Source organism: Candidatus Zixiibacteriota bacterium (assembly GCA_040756055.1).
In the GTDB taxonomy this organism is placed as follows: domain Bacteria; phylum Zixibacteria; class MSB-5A5; order GN15; family FEB-12.
The window spans coordinates 207,364-225,423 of sequence record JBFLZR010000003.1 but is presented as its reverse complement, the minus strand read 5'-3'; the positions used below and the strand labels follow the sequence as shown (position 1 = coordinate 225,423).

15 protein-coding genes are annotated in these 18,060 nt (G+C 52.8%); 2 read left to right on the top strand and 13 right to left on the bottom strand.

Annotated features, from left to right (window positions below; translation table 11 throughout):
* Window positions 1-1,305: 1,305 nt before the first annotated feature.
* The 13 genes from AB1483_07465 to AB1483_07405 form a co-directional block, all read right to left on the bottom strand.
* A complete protein-coding gene (locus tag AB1483_07465; protein ID MEW6412297.1) occupies window positions 1,306-3,447 on the bottom strand; it encodes a bifunctional (p)ppGpp synthetase/guanosine-3',5'-bis(diphosphate) 3'-pyrophosphohydrolase in 2,142 nt (713 codons plus the stop codon).
* Between the two features lie 3 nt (window positions 3,448-3,450).
* Window positions 3,451-4,500 (bottom strand): glycosyltransferase family 9 protein, encoded by a 1,050-nt coding sequence (locus AB1483_07460; protein MEW6412296.1) that lies wholly within the window; start codon window positions 4,498-4,500, stop codon window positions 3,451-3,453.
* A gap of 4 nt (window positions 4,501-4,504) precedes the next feature.
* A complete protein-coding gene (locus AB1483_07455; protein MEW6412295.1) occupies window positions 4,505-5,266 on the bottom strand; it encodes a glycosyltransferase family 2 protein in 762 nt (253 codons plus the stop codon).
* Window positions 5,263-6,378 carry a glycosyltransferase family 9 protein gene (locus AB1483_07450; GenBank protein ID MEW6412294.1) on the bottom strand — a complete coding sequence of 372 codons (1,116 nt, stop codon included), beginning with the start codon at window positions 6,376-6,378 and terminating at the stop codon, window positions 5,263-5,265. Before AB1483_07450 ends, AB1483_07455 begins: the two co-directional genes overlap by 4 nt.
* 4 nt (window positions 6,379-6,382) lie before the next feature.
* Window positions 6,383-7,495, bottom strand: a complete 1,113-nt coding sequence (locus AB1483_07445) for a glycosyltransferase family 4 protein (GenBank protein MEW6412293.1) — start codon at window positions 7,493-7,495, stop codon at window positions 6,383-6,385.
* Window positions 7,496-8,668, bottom strand: coding sequence for a glycosyltransferase family 4 protein (locus tag AB1483_07440; GenBank protein MEW6412292.1), 1,173 nt, complete (start codon window positions 8,666-8,668; stop codon window positions 7,496-7,498).
* A complete protein-coding gene (locus tag AB1483_07435; GenBank protein ID MEW6412291.1) occupies window positions 8,668-10,512 on the bottom strand; it encodes an ABC transporter ATP-binding protein in 1,845 nt (614 codons plus the stop codon). Before AB1483_07435 ends, AB1483_07440 begins: the two co-directional genes overlap by 1 nt.
* Window positions 10,513-10,645: 133 nt before the next feature.
* Entirely contained in the window at window positions 10,646-11,281 is a 636-nt protein-coding gene (locus tag AB1483_07430; protein MEW6412290.1) for a hypothetical protein, read from the bottom strand.
* A gap of 40 nt (window positions 11,282-11,321) precedes the next feature.
* Complete coding sequence (locus tag AB1483_07425) at window positions 11,322-11,951, bottom strand: site-2 protease family protein (protein MEW6412289.1); 630 nt, start codon at window positions 11,949-11,951, stop codon at window positions 11,322-11,324.
* A 131-nt stretch (window positions 11,952-12,082) separates the two neighbouring features.
* Window positions 12,083-13,417 (bottom strand): Glu/Leu/Phe/Val dehydrogenase, encoded by a 1,335-nt coding sequence (locus tag AB1483_07420; GenBank protein MEW6412288.1) that lies wholly within the window; start codon window positions 13,415-13,417, stop codon window positions 12,083-12,085.
* A 35-nt stretch (window positions 13,418-13,452) separates the two neighbouring features.
* Complete coding sequence (locus AB1483_07415; GenBank protein MEW6412287.1) at window positions 13,453-14,043, bottom strand: DNA-3-methyladenine glycosylase; 591 nt, start codon at window positions 14,041-14,043, stop codon at window positions 13,453-13,455.
* Window positions 14,044-14,071: 28 nt separating this feature from the next.
* Window positions 14,072-14,923 carry a histidinol-phosphatase HisJ family protein gene (locus tag AB1483_07410; GenBank protein ID MEW6412286.1) on the bottom strand — a complete coding sequence of 284 codons (852 nt, stop codon included), beginning with the start codon at window positions 14,921-14,923 and terminating at the stop codon, window positions 14,072-14,074.
* On the bottom strand, window positions 14,916-15,557 hold the full coding sequence (locus tag AB1483_07405; protein ID MEW6412285.1) for an MBL fold metallo-hydrolase: 642 nt from the start codon (window positions 15,555-15,557) through the stop codon (window positions 14,916-14,918). Before AB1483_07405 ends, AB1483_07410 begins: the two co-directional genes overlap by 8 nt.
* 170 nt (window positions 15,558-15,727) lie before the next feature.
* Here AB1483_07405 and prfB point away from each other — a divergent pair.
* Window positions 15,728-16,850, top strand: a protein-coding gene (gene prfB, locus AB1483_07400) for a peptide chain release factor 2 (protein MEW6412284.1) whose coding sequence is annotated in 2 segments (ribosomal slippage) — window positions 15,728-15,787 and window positions 15,789-16,850 — 1,122 coding nt in all. Because the reading frame shifts where the segments join, the coding sequence is not laid out codon by codon here.
* A 42-nt stretch (window positions 16,851-16,892) separates the two neighbouring features.
* On the top strand, window positions 16,893-17,885 hold the full coding sequence (pta, locus tag AB1483_07395; protein ID MEW6412283.1) for a phosphate acetyltransferase: 993 nt from the start codon (window positions 16,893-16,895) through the stop codon (window positions 17,883-17,885).
* Window positions 17,886-18,060 lie beyond the last annotated feature (175 nt).

Genomic DNA, 18,060 nt, shown 5'->3' with positions numbered 1-18,060 from the left:
TCTCGTATCTCCCCTTGCTGATTGAATACCGCGAAATAGGTGTCCTCCCTCTTCGTGATTCATGATGGAATATACCGCCAAATATCAACATTTTAACCGGTTTGGTCAAGACTCAATTCCCCCCGCATTTTCCCAACAACATCCGTGTAAAAAAACAGGCGAGGTCGTCATATATGAGGTGGAATTATGTCCGGACAAAGCAATAGGGTTGTAGCTGTCAAGTGGGGATCCGCCACCGGCGGAACAGCACGGAAAACTGTCAAGTGGGGACCCGCCATCGGCGGGACAGCACGAAAATTAGTGCACCAAAATGGCTTCGCAAAATGGCATAACTATCAACAGAAACAAACAGTTAGGGAGAAAAAACATGATTTTAGGATCCCTGAAAAATAACGAAACAAAGCCAATTTTGGATTTCCCGGTGAATCTGAAGATTCACCGGGCACAATTTTGCAGAGGTGACACAACCAATCAGAAAATCCGGTCTTGTAGGGGTTCAAAATCTTGAACCCTGAGGTCCAGGCCCAAAGCAAGTTTGAGCCTGCCACCCGTTGTTGCGTGAGGGGTAACATAAAATAACGAAACGAACCCAAATCAATATAACGGGATGAATGAGAAGAAAATGCGGGGATTTTTTGGTTCAATGGCGGGTTCGAAGACGGACCCGCCCTACGGGGATCGCGGCGATGTAGGCGTTTGATTTATCAAACGTACTACCCGGTGAATCTGAAGATTCACCGGGCACAAGCCCCAGGGTTCGCCACAGGCGGATGAGACGCCCGTCGTTGTAGGGGTTCAAAATTTTGAACCCCTACAGGTCAGGCCCAAACAGGGTTTGAGCCTGCCACCCATCGAAGACTGGATTCCGTTTTTCAACGGAATGACGCGACCTTGCCGATCGCCACTGCCCGAACCGAAAACGCCTCTTCCCCCCCTCGCCCTCCGGGAGAGGGTCGGGGTGAGGGGCCAATCAAAATAACGAAACGAAGCCAAATCGGTGTGACGGGATGAATGAGAAGAAAATGCGGGGGATTTTTTGGTTCAGCGGCGGGTTCGAAGACGGACCCGCCCTACGGGGATCGCGGCGATGTAGGCGTTTGATTTATCAAATGCGACATCACGCCTTTTTCTCCCTGTGCCCGTCAGGTGGGGACACCTGACAGCACGATAACACTGCATCGAAGACTGGATTCCGTTTTTCAACGGAATGACGCGATCTTGCCGATCGCATCTGGCAGAACCGCTCACGATTATAGTCTCTTGTGGAAGAGGGTTCTTCCCTACGGCGACCATTTTCCCCCCACTTCACTCCGCGCCGGTGTCTCCCCCGGCCTCGCGGTTGACCGATACGACGCCCTTGACTTTGCGAACCTTGTCGAGAATGCGATTCAAATGCGACAAACTCGACACCTCCACCACGAATCGCCCGATCGCTGTCGAATCCTGCGTGTACATCTCGGCAGCCCTCACGTTGGTGTCGACATCGGCAATAGCCTGAGTGATATCGCGAAGCATATTGCGGCGGTCCTCGACCACCAGCTTGAGCTGCACCACGAAAGATTGCCCCTTGGCGGTGTCCCAGCTGACATCGATGCGTCGCTCCGGAAACTCGTTCAAAAGATGCGTGGCGCTCGGGCAGTCGCTGCGATGAATAGTAACTCCGCGCCCGCGGGTGATAAAACCGACAATATCCTCACCCGGAACCGGCTGGCAACATCCCGCGAACCGGAACATCATGTCATCCATGCCGTGCACCCGTATGCCCTTGGCGCCGCGGATACGGTCGATCACTTTGTTGACAAACCCGGCGGTTTTCTCTTCCGGCTCGGGATTAATAAGTTCGATGAGGTGACGGGCGGTCATGGAGCCGTTGCCGATAGCAGCGAAGAGTTCCTCGACCGACTTGCGATTGAGCTGCTCGGCATACCCCTGCAGAACATCATCGGGCGGCAACTTGAGGCGCTGCTCTTTGAGTTTTCTCTCCACCACCTGTTTGCCGAGGGCGACCGACTGTTCAAAACCGGCCTGTTTGAGCCACCGACGGATTCTGGCGCGGGCCGATGATGTCCGGACCAGTTTGAGCCAGTCGTGCGATGGGGTCCGGTTGGGATTGGTGATAATCTCAACGATATCGCCCGACTGAAGCTCTGTCGAGAGCGGCTGCAGACGGCTGTTTATTTTGGCGCCGGCGCAGTGGATACCGACATCGGTATGAATCTGGAAAGCGAAATCGAGCGGCGTGGAGCCTTTCGGCAGATGAACCAGTTTGCGATTGGGCGTGAATACGAAAATATCCTCCGAATACAAATCGATCTTGAGGTATTCGAGGAAATCCGATGGATTGGTCATGTCTTTCTGCCACTCGAGAACATCGCGCAACCAGACCATCTGACGGTCCGACTTGCTCATCTGGTGCTTGCCTTCTTTATACAGCCAGTGCGCGGCGATACCGTTCTCCGCGACATGGTGCATCTGGTGGGTCCGGATCTGTATCTCGACCATTTTGTTGTCCGGCCCGAAAACGGTGGTGTGCAGCGAGCGGTAACCGTTGGGTTTGGGATTGGCGATATAGTCGTGGAATCTATCCGCCACCGGTTTCCAGATGGAGTGCAGGATACCCAGAGCGTGGTAGCAGTCGCGTTCGGTGTTGACAATAACGCGGATGGCAAACAGGTCAAACATCTCTTCGAACGGCACTTTTCGCACGACCATCTTGCGATTGATGGAATCGAGATGTTTGGCGCGTCCGTAAACATCGGCCTTGATACCATCCTTGCTCAGCGCTTCTTTGATAGGCGTGACCAGGGAAGTGATATACTCCTCGCGCTGCTCCTTGCTTTCCTTGACCCGGCGGGCCAGGTCGACATAGGTTTCCGGCTCGAGATATTTGAGAGAGAGGTCCTCGAGCTCGGTTTTGACTTTGTTAATACCGAAACGATGCGCCAGCGAACAGTAGATATCGCGGGTTTCCTGTGCGATGAGTTTCTGTTTATCGGGGGCCATGTGGTCGAGAGTACGCATATTGTGAAGCCGGTCCGCGAGTTTTATGAGGATAACGCGGATATCCTGCGCCATGGAGAGAAGCATCTTGCGGAAATATTCGACCTGCTGTTCCTCGCGCGAGGAGTACTGCACCGCGCCGATCTTCGTGACGCCGTCGACAAGGTCGGCTATTTCATCGCCGAAATCCTGCCGCAGTTCCTCCAGGCTGACCTCGGTGTCCTCGACCACATCGTGAACCAGTCCGGCGGCTATCGTGGCGGAATCCATGTGCTGTTCGGCGAGGATGAAGGCGACCTCGAGGCAGTGTTCGACATACGGTTCACCGGAGAGGCGCTTTTGCCCCTGGTGGGCTTTATCCGAGAACTCGTACGCCTTGCGAATCAGGGGAATATTGACATTGGCGTTGAAGGCCTCGATCCTGATTATGAATTCAGCCAGGTTCATACTCTACCGTTTTGCCTCCGGCGCGGTTTGGAGCATCTCGAGAATTTCGTTCATGACTCGTTCGGGTGTTATGGTTTCCATGCACTTGCAGTGCCGTGGCGGACACTTGCACTCCACGCCGACCGGCTGGATGACCCTGCCCCCCGCGCCGAGCGGTCCCCAGCGGAGCGGCGACATGGCCTTGCGGCTCGGATATAAGCCCACGCCGTGCGTGCCGACCGCGACCGCGAGATGCAGCGGCCCGGTGGAATTGGCCACGACGAGGTTCGCCAGGGATAATACGGCCGCCAGCGTTCTCAGGTCGGTTTGTCCGGTGATTTTGCGGACGGGAATGCCAAGCGCCTTTTCGGCCTCGGCGATAACCTCGCCTTCTTCCTCGGAGCCTGAAACAACCAGCTCGATTCCGTGCTGCTTGAGAAGACGGTAGAGCCTGATAAAGTTTTCCAGCGGCCATCTCTCGGCCGACCCGCCCGAGCCGGGATGGATTACAACGAAATGGTCGCTCACGCCGGCCTCGTTTAAGATTCGGCGGGCGTTGTTTATTTCTTTCGGACGCAGATAGACGTTGGGAAAATCGACCGTTTTGCCGCGCCGGAAGAATCTGAGGAAGTCGAGATTGTATTCGTATTCGTGTTTGAGGTTCTTCTTGCGGCTGTGTACGAGACGCATGTTGAAAAAGACAGAGTGAAACCGCCCGGCCGTGCCCAGACGATAGGGAATCTCCGCTTTATAGAACAGCCGCGACATCTGGCGCTCGGGATAAAGAGCCACTACCGCTTTGTATTTTTCTTTCTTGATCTTCTGCAGCAGGTCTTTCTTGTAAAGCTTGTTGGTGAGAAGCTGATCGTTTTGGACGCGCAGGATTTTATGGATGCGCTTGTTGTTTTCGAGGATGGGCGAAGCGTACAGCGACGAGATCACATCGACCCGGCACTGGGGGTATCGTTCGGAGATAGTCTCCACGAACGGCAAAGCGAGTATCAGGTCGCCGAGCCGGTCGGTCCGGCTGATGAGGATGCCGTCGCCCTTTTCAAATTCAAGTTGTTTAGACATATGGTTATTCTACCGTTTCCTTTTTTCTGTATATTTCGCGGGCCTTGGCATACTTGACCATGACCGCCAGCGCCGACAACACCGAGATCAAAAAACCCTCCAGACCGTCACGAAACCCCTGGCGAAGCACGTAGCGGCTCACAAAGGCGAGTGGCGGTTTTACCACGATGTCGAACCATCCCGCTGAAGTTCCTTTGCGGACGGTCTCCCTGGCCCCGAGGCTGGTGTACCAGTCGAATTTCCGGAAATACTCTTCGAGCGTCGGATAGCTATAGTGAAGCAGCTCATTATTCAAGTGGCCAATCTCACCCTCGACGACGACTTTCTCGTGAACGAAGGCTCCATCGAAATCCCCCCTGGATTTCCGAAATAACCTCAAGACGTAATCAGGGTACCATCCGCAGTGTTTGATCCACCGTCCGAGAAAGAGTGTCTTGCGCTTGAGATAGTATCCCGATCCGGCGCCGTCACTGCTTAAGACTTCTCTGATTTCATCGCGCAATTGAGGCGAAACCTCCTCGTCGGCATCGATAGACAGTATCCAATCCGAAGATGCTCTCTTGACGCCTTCTTTCTTGGCGGCACCGTATCCTTTCCATTCGGGGGAATAGACCTTTGCTTTGTATTGCTGGGCGATATTCACGGTTTCATCCTGGGATTGGCTGTCGATCAGAATAATCTCATCGGCCCAGCTTACCGACGCGAGGCAGCGAGCGATGTTGCGCTCCTCGTTTTTGGAGATTATGACCACAGAAAGCGGACTCATTGTTTCCCCAGGTTTTGCTGTTTGACGACATCGACAAAGGTATCGTACACCTGATCGACCGTGATATCAAATATATTTCCATCGCAGCCGGAAACAACCGCGCCCGTCTGCTGACCGTATGGTCTCCAGAGCAGGAAATTCTTCATATAGCGGCTGTAGAGGCCCACGACCGGAACTTTGAGCGACCGGGCAATGTGGACGAGCGAAGTGTCGGGCGAGATGAAGACATCGAGATGGCGAATTATGGCCGCGGCCTCGGTCAGGTTCAATCTATCCGGTACGATATCGATACTGCCGCCAACCTGCTGCTGCAGCCTGAGGGCTCGCTTGCGCTCCCACGGGACAGTGAATAGAATGACGTGGCAGCCGCAGTTGTGCGTCAGCAGCTTTTTCAGCAGGGCGGCGGACTTTTCCTCGGCCCAGACTCTCGTGGGAGAGCCGGCGGAGAGGTTGTAGCCCACTTTCAGCAGACCGTGATCACCGTTGGTGACGGTTTTTATATAGGACTTCGCCATCTCGTTGATGGATTCGTCGATATACGGTTCGGCGTAGCACGGCACTTTCTCGCTATTGATATCGAAAGCGTTCAGCAGCTTTAGCGTGTTTTCGATAATGTGACCGGTGTTGCCGAGGCGGTGGTCGTAGTTGAAATCGTAGTATTCGCGAAATTTCACTTTCCCAACGCCGATTCTTGGTTTGCCGGGGGCGCAGAGCTGCGAGAGGAAAAGAGCCGTGACCGAGTCGTTGCCGATCATATCGACGACACAATCGTAGCCGCCGCGACGCATAGCCATGAGGGTCTTGATATCGTGTATCGGTTTTTTCTTATAGATATAAATGGTGTCGAAGCGGGGGTCATCCTTGATAATGGCGTAGTTGGTCGGGGAGCCCAGGATGGCGATTTTTATATGCGGGAAATTCTTCTTGAGTCCATCGAACACCGGAAACGATATGACCATATCGCCAATCTTCTCCGGGCGCAGAAAGAGCACTTTTTTGATTTTGGCGCCGTCAAGAGGCGTAAAATCGGCCTGCCCCTTCTTCAGAAAGCGCTTAAAAACGTTGAAGAAGAAGTCTTTGAACCAGTGTTCCAGTGGCTTGAGTCGATTCATTTTCCTATGCTCTTGTAGTGAAACGGGACAAATATTTTTCCACCTTGTCCAGCATAATATCAATTGTAAACTGTTCGCGCCACCTTTTTTGCGACGCCTTCCCCATCGCCAGCATCAACGGCGGGGAGTCGAGCATTTTGATGATGGCTGACGACAACTGTTCGGAGTTTGCCGGGTCGACCATGATCGAGGTTTCGCCATCGATGAGCGCCTCCTCGGTGCCTCCGACGCGGGTGGCGACAGTCGGCAGCCCGGCCCGCATGCATTCGAGGACAGCGTTTGAGAACGGCTCGATGATTGACGGGTGGACAACGAAATCGGCGCCGCCGAGTTCGAGGTCAAGGTTGTCGAGCATGCCGGCAAAAACAAAATGCTGTTCCAGCCCCAATTCGGCAATCCGTTTTTCGTGATCCGCCTGCATATAGCCGTCGCCCAAAAACAGAAATCTCACATCCGGGTGTTTCTTGACGATTTCGGGAGCTGCCTCGATGAGATACGCGTGTCCCTTGTGGTTGACGAATCTTCCAACGGTCACGGCTATTATGCTGTTTCCGGGTAGATTGTACTTCCGGCGAAGTTCGGCGCGGGCCTCCTGGTCGGGGCGAGGAAAGTTTTTCACGAGGGTACCGTTATGTATGACCTCGACTATGTCGTTGGTTATATAACCCAATGCCGTGATTTCTTTTTTGAGCGAATGTGAGGGCGTGATGACACCATCAATGAGCCTCGGGGTCAGCATTTTGTGAACGAGGCTGTCTTTAGTGATATTGAGTCCGACTCTCCAGATGACCTTTGCTTTGCCATAGAGCGTCGCGGCCAGGCCCGCCAGGCGAATATCTTTATTGAAGTTCACGAAGACGATGTCAATCGCTTGTTGTTTGAGGTATCGCTTGATCTTCTGTATCACAAACGGGTCAAAATCACCCGAGATACGAACGGGCAGGACTTTGATGTTGGGGTCGAGAGCGGCGATACGCCGCAGAAACTCGGAATTGGGACGGCCGGCCACGGTTATGTCGTGTCCCTTCTGAACAAAACGACTGGCTACCATGCCGATCCAGTTTTCCAGACCTCCAAAGATATCTTTATCGATAGAATCGAAAAATAGAATATTCATTTAAGTACTCAGCATGTTTTTCGCTGCGGATTCGTCGCCACTGTCGGCGAGGGTCGATGATCGGAGTGCCCCCGACAATTCCGTAAGACAGCGACTGACCCGTCTTATCATCTTTTCGTAGCTGAACTTCTCCCGCCATCGCAGTCGCCCGGCCTCCCCCATCCTTTTCATGCGGTCTCTGTCTGCGAGAACCTCCGAGGCCGCCTCAGCAATGGCCCAGGGGCTGCACGGCTCGAAAAGCAGCGCCGACTCCTCATCGGAAACCACCTCCGGAATCCCGCCGACGCGACTGGCAATAATCGGCAGTCCCATTCGCATCCCTTCCAGAAGGGCGATTCCGAATGGTTCTTCCTTGGATGGGTGGATCATCAGGTCACACCCGGCAAGTTCTCGGTCGACATCATCAACCATCCCCGCAAAAATAAAGCGATCGGTCAGGCCCAATTTTTCAATGTGCGTCCTGAGTTTTTTCTCACCGGGACCGTCGCCGAGCAGCAGGAAATACAAATCCGGAAAACGACGTGTGATTTCAACGGCGGCGTCAACCAGATACTCATGTCCCTTCTGGTAAACGAATCTTCCGACAGTTACGGCAACGGTGGCGTCATCAGGCAGACCATAAGTTTTTCTGAGGCGGCGGCGCGCTTTATCCCTCGGCTGAACCGACGAATTGTCACCAATGCCGATGGGAATCACCTCGATGCTGCCGACATCTATATGTTTGCACGATGCTATTTCCCGCTTCAGAGATTCGGAAGGCACAATGATTTTGTCAACCAGCCTCGGAGTCAATATGCGGTGGACAAAACCGTTTTCGGCAATATTGATTCCTACCGACCATACGACTTTGACATCACCGTTCAATCGCGCGGCGATTCCCCCCAGTCGAACATCCTTGTTGAAGTTTACCAGCAGGATTTCGATTTTCTTATCACGCAGAAATTTCCGTAGTCTGGATATGGTAAAAGGATTGAAATCGCCGGAAATGTCAAGTTCGACGATGTCTGTGTCTGGATGGCCCTTGCTGATTCTCCGGAGATACTTTGAACCGGGTCTTCCTATCAGGGTCACCCGGTGTCCGAGCGCTTCAAGACCGGCCGACACCAGCCGAATCCACTCTTCCATGCCGCCGTAGGTATCTTTCGCAATCGAGTTGAGAAAGGCGATATTCATCACATATCCCGAAACTGCATGGAGTACAGGCGGTGATAGAGACCGTTGATTTTGATAAGTTCTTCGTGCGAGCCGCTTTCAACGATACGTCCGCCATCAACAACGAGGATGCGGTTGGCGTGTTTGATAGTCGATAAGCGGTGGGCTATGACGAGAGTCGTGCGGTTTTTCATGAGCCGGTCTATAGCCTCCTGCACCAGAACTTCAGCTTCGGTATCCAGCGCCGAAGTGGCTTCATCAAAAATGAGAATCTGGGGATTTTTGAGAAGCGCTCTCGCGATGGCGAGTCGTTGACGCTGGCCGCCGGACAATTTAACGCCCCTGTTGCCGACCAATGTATCGTAGCCGGATTCGAGGTGCTCGATGAAGTCGTGAGCGTTGGCCATCCGAGCGGTTTCGATGACTCTCTCCTGGGAAACGCCATTTAGTCCGTAGGCGATATTGTTGAAGACAGTATCGTTGAACAGATACGTTTCCTGGGTGACGATTCCCAGAAGCGAGCGCAGCGACTGCAGCGAGACTGTCTTGATATCGTGGCCATCGACGAGGATCCGTCCGTTCTGAGGGTCGTAAAATCGCGGCAGGAGATCCAACAGGGTGGACTTGCCGCCCCCTGATGGGCCCACGAAGGCTACTACCTCGCCCAGTTTGACTTCGAAGGAAATATCCTTGAGAACTGTATCGGTGCCGTTGTAGCTGAAGGTCACCTTGTCATAGACGATATTATCGTTAAAACGCTCGATAACGTGGGCGTTGGGGATATCTTTGACTTTTTCGTTGGCATCGATGACCTTGAAGACGCGTTCGGCGGCCGCCATGCCCTCCTGCAGTTTGATATGAATCTGGCTGAGCGATTTGACCGGTTTGATCATGGCGAACATGGCGAGGATGAAAGTCATAAAGTCGCCGGCGTCGAGATCCCCCGTGCCGCTTATTATTCTGCTTCCGGCATAGAGCAGAATGATGATACCGGCGATAGTGGCGAGCATGTCATTTATCGGGGCAGCCAGATGCCTGATACGCGTCATGCGCAGCAGCGCGCGGAAATAGTTGTAGGTGGCTTTGAAGAATTTCTCGCTCTCGAACTTCTCCATCGAAAAGGCTTTAACGATGCGGATATTGTTGACTGATTCTTCCAACACCGCGTTAACATCGGACATCCTCTCTTGAGAGCGCTCGGAGTACTTGCGCAGTTTCTTGCCGACGAACCAGATGAAGCCGAATACTACCGGAAGAATCACCATCGCCAGCAGCGTGAGTTTCCACGAAAGAATGACCAGGAAGGCGAAATAGACCAATACCATGATTGAGTCGGTAACCAGACGATTGAAACCGATATCGACCGCCTCATTGAGCACCATGACATCGTTGGTCACCCGCGAGATTATCTGGCCGGTTCTTCGACTGTGAAAATAGTCCAGCGAGAGGCGTTGATATTTGTCGAACAGGCGGTCGCGAAATGATCTCACGACCGATTGCTGCACGTAGGCCATGAAAAAGCCCTGAAGATATAAAAATATGTTGCGGGCTAAAACGACGAAGAAGATAACCCAGCAGAAGCGTATCAACTGGTTTTGCCTGGTGTCTGCTTCGACCAGTGAATCGACCCAACCCTTCATGGACTCTTTGGCCGAGTTGATTGAAGCGGTAATTGAGGCAAAGAATCCCTGGTCATCGGCGACGGTCTGTTCGGTTGTCACAGTCTGCTGCTGAACGGGCGCGGCGATGCCCTCCAGGCCCGGAATTGTCTGGATCTGAAAGAGGGTCATAAGCAGCGGACCGAACATCCAGACCATCACGCCGGACAAAATCGCGTGAACAGCCGCCGATAGCGAGGCAGTCACCAACTGCTTCCAATACGGCTTTAGAACCGAGAAGGTACGACTGTAAAGGCTCAGAAAACGCTCCTATTTAAAGCACAAACAAATAATATCTGACATTTTACCCGGCATGTCAACTCGTATAAGTTGAAGAAAATTAGGGGATTATGCGGATGGAGCTTTCGCGTATGGGAACGAAGAATTTGACGGCTTTGACAGTAGCGTCTCTTTTGTACTCGCGCCTGTCCCCCTTCAGCGTTACATCGCCCCCATCGGAGAAGCTGAAAGACTTAATTCGCCAGCCTTTGCGCTGGCGGGCATAGGTCAGTTCGATCTCCCAGGGGCAACCGGGGGTCGTAATCTTGTAAACGGGGTGCTGGTTATCAGTGGTATCGGCTGCAATATAGGTCCCGGATCCTTTCAGGACTCTTTCGGGAAGGTCTGTAAACAAGGCCATGATATCAAACGACTTGATATTACCCGCGCAATCGAAGGAAGCCATAAGGTCTGAGGTGGCTTCTCTGACGTACTCATCGGTGGTCGGAAAATATATCTCCAGCGAGTCAGGGGTCAGCCTCCCCTTGAGAGCTCCCTTGCCGAAGTATCCCCTGCCGGCGACGGCAATTACCGAGTCGGTGTGAAAAAATTCGAGACGAACGGAGGTTGGTTTGTTATCGCGACGCAACCTGGCATCGAAGAGATATGCTTCTACCTGGACGTTTCCCTGCCACTCGGCTTCATCACCAACCAACAGTCCCTTTTGCGGTCCCCCGCAACCGACCGTTAGCAGCATAAGTGCGATCACTTCCGACCGACAGAATTGCGCTCGCATTTTAGCCAACCCTCACCCCCGCGAACAGGTACACAAAAAAACTAATGAACGGTCCCAAAATTATCCAGAAGCCCCCCACCACGATCAGGACAAGAAGCAGGATGGGGCCAATGCGGTCGAACTGATCGAGCGTAGGCTCATAGCTGGGAGGCAATACACTTCTGAGAATATGCGAACCATCGAGCGGAAAAATCGGAATAAGATTGAAAAAGGCCAGCGATACATTGATCATAACTGAGAAGTAAAGGAACATATAGAGCGGTTCCGGTAGCTGAACTTGCGTGGTAGCGGCAAGTCGAAACAGCATCCCGAATACGAATCCCAAGCCGAGGTTCGAAAGCGGCCCGGCGGCGGAAATCCAGAAGTCGGCGACGCGGGGGTTTCTCAGGTTGTAGGGATTCACCGGTACCGGCTTGGCCCAGCCGAATCGAAACTGCGAGAGAAACATCATGAGCGTTCCCATCAGGTCCAAATGCGCAAGCGGGTTCAGCGTGAGTCTTCCCTGATCGCGCGCGGTGGGGTCACCGAATTTCAGTGCAAGATAAGCGTGAAAGAACTCGTGCACGGTGAGTGCAAACAGAATAGCCGGCAACGCTATGATTGCACGTTGAAGGAATTCCTGGCTGAACATGGGTCTCTCCCGTCGTGTTGGTTTGCGATAATGTTATCAATTATACGCTCATTGACAACAAATAAATCGAAAAAGAACACGGCCCGCAGTCGGCGGGCCGTAGCGTGTTTTGGTCTTTTTCCTCTGTGTATCTATGCGTAGATACCGCGCAGTTGAATGACCTCGGCAACCCGGGTGATAGCCAGCATAAAGGCCGCGATTCTTAGGCTGGTCTTGTGCTCGAGTGAGATCGTGAGCACATCCTTGAAAGCCGCAACCATTTTCTCTTCGAGCCTTCGGTTGACTTCTTCCTCCGTCCACGAGTAGCCGATGCGATTCTGGACCCATTCGAAATATGAAACCGTCACACCGCCGGCGTTGCAGAGTATGTCGGGTATGACCATTATTTTCTTTTTCTCCAAAATGGCGTCTGCCTCGGGCGTGACCGGACCGTTGGCGCCTTCGGCTACGATCCGGGCGTTGACCTTCTGAGCGTTGGCTGCGGTTATTTGATTTTCGAGCGCTGCCGGGATGAGAATATCAACTTTGGCGCTGAGAACTTCTGCCGGATCGATCTTTTTGGTTCCCGGAAAACCAAGGATGCTCCTTTTCTTTGCCGCATAAGCAATCATTTCCGGAATATCGATACCATCAGGATTGTGAATCGCGCCGGTTACATCGGAAACGTAAAGAAACTTCACACCGTGTTCGTGAAGCAGTTTGGCTGAGATAGAGCCGACATTTCCGAAACCCTGTACGGAGGCCGTAGCCCTGGAGAGATCGAGTTTCAAGTGCTTTGCGGCCTCGCGGGTAGTGAGCATAACACCGCGGCCGGTGGCCTCAGTGCGTCCGAGCGAGCCGCCCAACACCGTGGGCTTGCCGGTAACGGAAGCAGGCACGGAGTGGTTTTCACGCATGGAATAGGTATCCATGAACCAGGCCATCACTCTCGGACCGGTGCCGACATCGGGAGCCGGAATGTCATCATCGGGGCCAAATATCTTCATCAGGTCAGCCACATAGCGGCGAGTGAGTCTTTCGAGTTCTCCCTCGGAGAGTTTTTGCGGGTCACAGACAATCCCGCCTTTGCCGCCGCCGAAGGGAATGTTTACGACAGCGCTTTTCCAGGTCATCCAGGCGGCAAGAGCCTGGACTTCATCGAGGGTAACATCAGGATGATACCTGATGCCGCCTTTGGCCGGTCCCCTCGCTATTGAGTGCTGAACGCGGTAGCCGGTGAACATTTTGTAGGTACCATCGTCCATGCGCACCGGCAGATTTACTATGGTGCTCCGCCGGGGTATCTTCATGAATTCCTTCAGGGACGGATCCAGGTGGAGCTTTTGGGCGGCCGCTTCGAACTGCTTGAGGACGTTGCCAAACACCGAAATCGGTATCATGGTGTTTTTCACGGAAACGACGCTCTTGCTGTGTTCGGTTGGCCGAGCCGTTTTTCTGGTTTTAGTGGTAGTTGTTTTCCTGGGCATCTTTGAACACCTCTGTATGGTGATATTTTTTGTTTTCATTTTCTTGAGAGCGCCGGCGACGAAGCATCGCAGAAGCGCCACTTTTTATCGCGGGCGTTATTGATACCAATGCGCGGTGTGGTGACGATTCTCGCAGGTCTGTCCGGATGATCTTCGATGTAGATAATATCTCCCGTAAGATCGAGGCCGTTGTGCTCGCGGGTCAGTCCGAACGACCGGCAGAATTTTCCCGGGCCGGACAGCAGGAGTTGCTCGGTGCTTCGAGGAGAATTCTGTTCCATGATCTCGATTCCCTCAAGAGGCTCGGCCGCGCGAATTAAAACAGCTGCTGCCTGGTTTTCCGGTTCAGTCACAAAGTTGAGGCAATAATACATACCGTATATGAAATAGACATAAGTGTGTCCGGGTTCCCCAAACATCACGGCATTTCTTTTGGTTTTTCCACGAGCGGCGTGGCAGGCAGGATCGTCCTGGCCTATGTAGGCTTCTACCTCGACAATTCTTGCCGAAAGTCGGCCTTCGGAGGAATTATAAACGATGACTTTTCCGAGCAAGTCACGGGCGACCTCGAGAGTCGGCCGGTTATAAAATAAACGCGGCAGTTTTTTGGATTTTCTGGCAACCATGAGGATCTCGCCCTGATGGCGTTTAACCTCAGTCCTCGCAACCCCGAATCGAATCGGGAACCAACGCCAAAGCAGCCTCGAAATCATACCCAATCTGCTCCGGCTTGTGAGCGTCGGACCCGAGGAAATTAACTTCAACCCCGGCCTTTTTGGCGGCGTTGATGACATTCATCCGGGGATAGTACTCTTTGAATCCGTGACGGATTCCGGAAGTGTTGATCTCAATTCCAGTGTCGCTCGCTATAAGCGCTTTGAAGGTATCTTCGAGGAATGGTTCGTGCACCCGCAGGATCTTATCGCCGTAGTAGTCCTGCCCTGAGCGCAGGTAATAAACCAGGTGGGCTATGGAATCGAACAGCCCGCTTTTGGCCGCCAGAATCACATCTTCGAAATACTTCTCGGCTACCTGTTCGGGCTGATAACGCCTGAAGCATTTCTCGTAGCTGTGGCTGCAGCAGAAACAGATATCTTCGATTTCGTGGATACCGCACAGAACGTAGTCGAAGTTGAAGCGCTCTTTTAAACGCTGGACGATTTCCTCGCAACCCTTAAACCAGCCAATTTCGACACCCAGCTTAACTGACAGGCCCCTGGCGTAAAATTCTTCGGCGGCGCGGCGGACATCATCGACATAATAAGCCAGGCTGTCTGGACTGACAGGTCGCTTCTGTCCTTTCACGACGATATACTCCACGTTGCCATCACTGTTAGGATTGGCGTCGTAATGGGTGGTGAAACAGATTTCAGCGAGGTTGCGCTTGATGGCGGCCTCGCAGAATTCATCGATCGTGCCTTCGGCATCGATCGAATAATCACAGTGAACGTGGTAGTCCATCGCCCCCTGAATGTGAATCGGTTGAATCTTATTCAGGTCAGACAAAATAGCGTCCAGTCAAAAAAGGGTTGTTGTTTCGTTCGGCACCCACGGTTGTGTGAGGGCCGTGTCCCGGATAACAAACAATGTCGTCCGGTAGTTTCAGGATTTTATCGTTAATAGATTTAATCAGCGTCTCGTGGGAGCAGCCGGGGAAATCGGTGCGTCCGATTGAACCGTAAAACAGGGTGTCGCCGCAGAACAAGTAACCGGCGGACTCGTCGAGATAACACACACCGCCCGGAGAGTGACCGGGGGTTTTGAGGACCTTGAGTTTTACGCTGCCGAAAGTCACCAGCTGCTCGTCGTCAAGTAGACTATCCGGCGGTGGCGCCACGATAGGTTGGTCGAAAAGCGCTGAGACATTGGCGGATGGATTGGCCAGAAGCTTCTCTTCCCCTCGCCCAACAAAGAGCGGGATATCGAAGTGGCTCTTCACATCGGCAACGGCGGCTATATGGTCGCCGTGACCGTGGGTGAGCAAAATGGCCTTTGGCGAGAAATCGGCCTTTTGGATCTGGCTGATAATAAGGGAATGTTCTGCCCCCGGATCGATAATCACACCATCGCCCGAGGTTTCATGCCACCAGAGGTAACAGTTTACCTGAAATGGGCCAACCACAAGTGTTTTCAAGGTCATAGTATGTCGTCAAAATAGGTGGCCCGGGGTTAAAGTCAACAGTTTTTGAAAGTTGCCGGGCGAGTTCAAATTGTGAAAAAAATCACATTATCAGCCCGATTGTCGTTGACCTGCAATGGGTGCTGACATATATTTAGGCTTAATTTTTTTAACCGGAGACAAAGGAGATTATGAACCTTACCGAAGCCAAGAGCCAACTCACGGAACTCAAAGAAAAACTCGAAAAACTAGCGAGGTATCTTTGACCTTCCGACGCGAACCGACAAAATAGCGAAGTTGGAGGCCCGGAGCGCTTCCCCCGGATTCTGGGATGATAATCAGGCCGCCCAGGCCGTGCTTAAAGAGATTTCCACTCACAAGAAATGGGTCGAGGCCCATGCCAAGCTGGCGTCTGATCTGGCTGCCGTTGAAGAGTTGTTGGAGATGCCGGACCTGGTTGACAATTCCGCTGATGCTCGTGATGTAATCGAGGCGTTTGCGGACGTGCAGTCGGAAATCGAGAAATTCGAGTTCTCTTCCCTGCTGTCCGGCCCCGATGACTACCGCGACGCTATTTTAACCATTCATCCGGGAGCGGGCGGCACGGAGTCGCAGGACTGGGCTGATATGCTGTTTCGGATGTACAACCGGTGGGCGGAACGTAAAGATTTTACGGCGGAGTTGATGGATTACCAGCCGGGCGAGGAAGCCGGATTGAAATCGGCGATGCTAAAAATCAAGGGCGAGTTCGCCTACGGATTTTTGAAAGCCGAATCAGGGGTACATCGGCTGGTCAGGATATCGCCTTTCGACGCCAACTCGCGGCGGCATACTTCCTTCGTATCCGTGCATGTCTATCCGGTTGTCGAGGACAGTGTTGAAATTGAAATCAAGGAAGAAGATATACGGGTGGACACGTATCGCGCCTCCGGAGCGGGCGGGCAGCATGTCAACAAGACCTCATCGGCCATTCGCATCACCCACTTTCCTACCGGTATTGTGGTTACCTGCCAGACCGAACGCAGCCAGCACAAGAACAAGGATGCCGCTTTCAGCGTGCTCAAGGCTCGCCTCTACCAGTTGAAGAGAGAGGAAGACGCCAAGAAGATGGATAAGTTCGAAAAGGCGAAAAAGAAGATCGAGTGGGGTTCGCAGATTCGGTCATATGTTTTTCATCCCTACAATATGGTCAAAGACCACCGGACTTCGTCGGAGACATCGAACGTCCAAGCGGTTATGGATGGTGATATTGACCAGTTTATCGAGGCTTATTTGAGTGATCCTGAATTCAAAGAAGAGTATGTCGCAAACTAACGCACAACGCGATGTTGATAATATAAACAACTGGAGCAGTTCATGAACGCCTTATCTATTATAAAGGACAAAGCCAGAGAAAAGAATCGTCGGGTGGTGCTTCCGGAAGGGACAGAGCCAAGGACGATACAGGCGGCCAGAGTAATCGTGGCCGAGAAAATCGCCAAGGTCACGATTCTTGGTGACACGAAAGTGATCGCCGGGCTGGCCAAAGAGCACGGGTTGGATCTTGCCACCGTGGAAGTCATCAATCCTGTCGAATCACCGGATTTTGAAACCTATGTTGCCGATTTTGTGGAGCTGCGCAAGAAACGCAAAGTCTCGGCGCAAGAAGCCCGCGCGACTTTGGCCAACACACTCTATTTCGGGGCGATGATGGTCAGGCACGACAAGGTCGACGCTTCGGTGGCCGGCGCGGTAAACACTACCGGTGATGTTCTCAGAGCGGGAATACAGGTAATAGGCCTTAAGCCGGGTATCAGCACGGTTTCCAGTTTCTTTATGATGACGGTTCCGGAATACCGCGGTGAGAAGGACAAGATATTCTTTTATGCCGATGGCGCGGTGGTTCCGAACCCGACAGCCGAACAACTGGCGTCAATCGCCGTTTCGACAGCCGAGTCGATGCGCAATCTACTGGGTATGGAGCCCAAGATCGCTATGCTATCGTTCTCGACCAAGGGGTCGGCGCAGCATTCGGATGTCACGAAGGTGACAACAGCTCTGGAGATTCTCAAGAAAGAACATCCGGAGTTGAAGGTTGACGGTGAGCTTCAGGTTGACGCCGCTATCGTGCCTGAAGTCGCTAAGAGTAAGGCTCCGGGCAGTGAGATTGCCGGTCAGGCCAATGTGCTGATTTTCCCGGACCTTGATGCGGGCAATATCGCGTACAAGCTGACCCAGCGGCTGGCGAAAGCCACGGCCACAGGCCCGATTATCCAGGGATTGGCCAAACCGGCCAACGACCTGTCGCGCGGCTGTTCGGCGGGCGATATTGTTGATGTTTCGGCAATTGCCGTTCTGATGAAGGGATAGCAGCGGCTGGATTTTGTAACAATACAAAAGTGGAAGCAAAAATCTTTAATAAGTTGGCTAAGCTGCTAATTTTAAACAGCTTGGTCAGAAATATCGGTTGACAATTTTGGGCGAGTCCTTATTTTCTCAGTTTCACTAAATTTTGGCGGAAGGCTACCGTCCGGAAATCATTGCA

Excerpts from the sequence above, each read along its gene's own strand:
- AB1483_07465 (MEW6412297.1), bottom strand. The coding sequence starts at position 3,447 with ATGAACCTGGCTGAATTCATAATCAGGATCGAGGCCTTCAACGCCAAT.
- AB1483_07460 (MEW6412296.1), bottom strand. The coding sequence starts at position 4,500 with ATGTCTAAACAACTTGAATTTGAAAAGGGCGACGGCATCCTCATCAGC.
- AB1483_07455 (MEW6412295.1), bottom strand. The coding sequence starts at position 5,266 with ATGAGTCCGCTTTCTGTGGTCATAATCTCCAAAAACGAGGAGCGCAAC.
- AB1483_07450 (MEW6412294.1), bottom strand. The coding sequence starts at position 6,378 with ATGAATCGACTCAAGCCACTGGAACACTGGTTCAAAGACTTCTTCTTC.
- AB1483_07445 (MEW6412293.1), bottom strand. The coding sequence starts at position 7,495 with ATGAATATTCTATTTTTCGATTCTATCGATAAAGATATCTTTGGAGGT.
- AB1483_07440 (MEW6412292.1), bottom strand. The coding sequence starts at position 8,668 with ATGAATATCGCCTTTCTCAACTCGATTGCGAAAGATACCTACGGCGGC.
- AB1483_07430 (MEW6412290.1), bottom strand. The coding sequence starts at position 11,281 with ATGCTGCTAACGGTCGGTTGCGGGGGACCGCAAAAGGGACTGTTGGTT.
- AB1483_07425 (MEW6412289.1), bottom strand. The coding sequence starts at position 11,951 with ATGTTCAGCCAGGAATTCCTTCAACGTGCAATCATAGCGTTGCCGGCT.
- AB1483_07420 (MEW6412288.1), bottom strand. The coding sequence starts at position 13,417 with ATGCCCAGGAAAACAACTACCACTAAAACCAGAAAAACGGCTCGGCCA.
- AB1483_07415 (MEW6412287.1), bottom strand. The coding sequence starts at position 14,043 with ATGGTTGCCAGAAAATCCAAAAAACTGCCGCGTTTATTTTATAACCGG.
- AB1483_07405 (MEW6412285.1), bottom strand. The coding sequence starts at position 15,557 with ATGACCTTGAAAACACTTGTGGTTGGCCCATTTCAGGTAAACTGTTAC.
- pta (MEW6412283.1), top strand. The coding sequence starts at position 16,893 with ATGAACGCCTTATCTATTATAAAGGACAAAGCCAGAGAAAAGAATCGT.